Raw genomic sequence first — 1,174 nt, forward strand, 5'->3', positions numbered from 1 at the left:
ACCGCCAGGTTCTCCTGACCGAGGCCGGCGAGCGCTTCCATGCCGATGTCTCGCTCGGCCTTTCGCATATTCGCAAATCGGCGGAGGATCTGCGCCTGCAGGCAACCGGCGGTCATGTCACGCTGGCTGCCTCGACCGCGTTCGGCTCGTTCTGGATGATGCCTCGCCTGCAGCAGTTCCGCGACGAACTGCCGGGCATCGACCTGCGTATCCAGACCGCCGACCGTGACCTCGACATCATCGCGGAAGGCATTCCGCTCGGCGTGCGCGGCGGCGCGCCGCGGGACTGGCCGGACTATCACTCGTTGCCGCTGGCCGACGAGGAGATATTTCCCGTCGCCGGCACCAGTTATGCGGCAAAGTTCGGCCTGCCCCAATCCGCTGCCGAACTGGCCACGCACCGCCTCATCCATCTGGAGGAGCCGTATCGCGAGGCGGCCAGTTGGGACGAATGGTTCCAGTCGGCGGGCGCCAATCTCAGCGATACCGCGCGCGGCCTGCGCATCAACGACTACGGCCTGGTGATCCAGGGCGTCATGGAAGGCCAGGGCATCGCGCTCGGCTGGCGGCACCTCGCCGAGCGGCTGCTGGCGTCGGGCTTGCTGGTGCCGGTGACGGATCATGTGCTGAAGACCGGCAAGGCGTTCTATGTCGTCTGGCCGAAGAACCGGGAACTCAGCGACAACGCCCGCAAGGTGCGAGACTGGCTGGCGGAGCAAGCGTGAGGGGCAGCGCCTCCCAGCCAGCCTATCCACTGTTCCGCAACACCGAATCCTTCCGCATCCGTCTCGAATCCGCCTATAGTGCTGCCATGCCCATCCGCCAGCTTTCCGAAACGATGATCAACCAGATCGCCGCCGGCGAAGTCATCGAGCGTCCGGCGAGCGTCGTCAAGGAACTGGTCGAGAATGCGCTCGATGCCGGCGCTTCGCGCGTCGAGATCGTCACAGCCGGCGGCGGGCTGAACCTGATCCGCGTCACCGACGACGGCTCTGGCATTCCCGAACGGGAGCTGGCGCTGGCGATCGCACGTCATTGCACCTCCAAGCTCACCGAGGATATCAACGACATCCGCTCGCTGGGCTTCCGCGGCGAAGCGCTGCCGTCGATCGGCTCGGTGTCGCGACTGTCGATCCGCTCGCGCACGGCAGCAAGTGACAGCGCCGCCGAGATC

The 1,174-nt window shown here is 66.1% G+C and carries 2 protein-coding genes; both read left to right on the forward strand.

What is annotated here, in order from left to right:
* Positions 1-725 (forward strand): LysR substrate-binding domain-containing protein (locus EN750_RS35345; RefSeq protein ID WP_127399349.1); only part of this gene is annotated, 725 nt, incomplete at its 5' end.
* An 86-nt stretch (positions 726-811) separates the two neighbouring features.
* Positions 812-1,174 (forward strand): DNA mismatch repair endonuclease MutL (gene mutL / locus EN750_RS35350; protein WP_189526701.1); only part of this gene is annotated, 363 nt, incomplete at its 3' end.

Origin of the sequence: Mesorhizobium sp. M7A.F.Ca.ET.027.03.2.1, assembly GCF_003999175.1 — a bacterium.
In the GTDB taxonomy this organism is placed as follows: Bacteria; Pseudomonadota; Alphaproteobacteria; order Rhizobiales; family Rhizobiaceae; genus Mesorhizobium.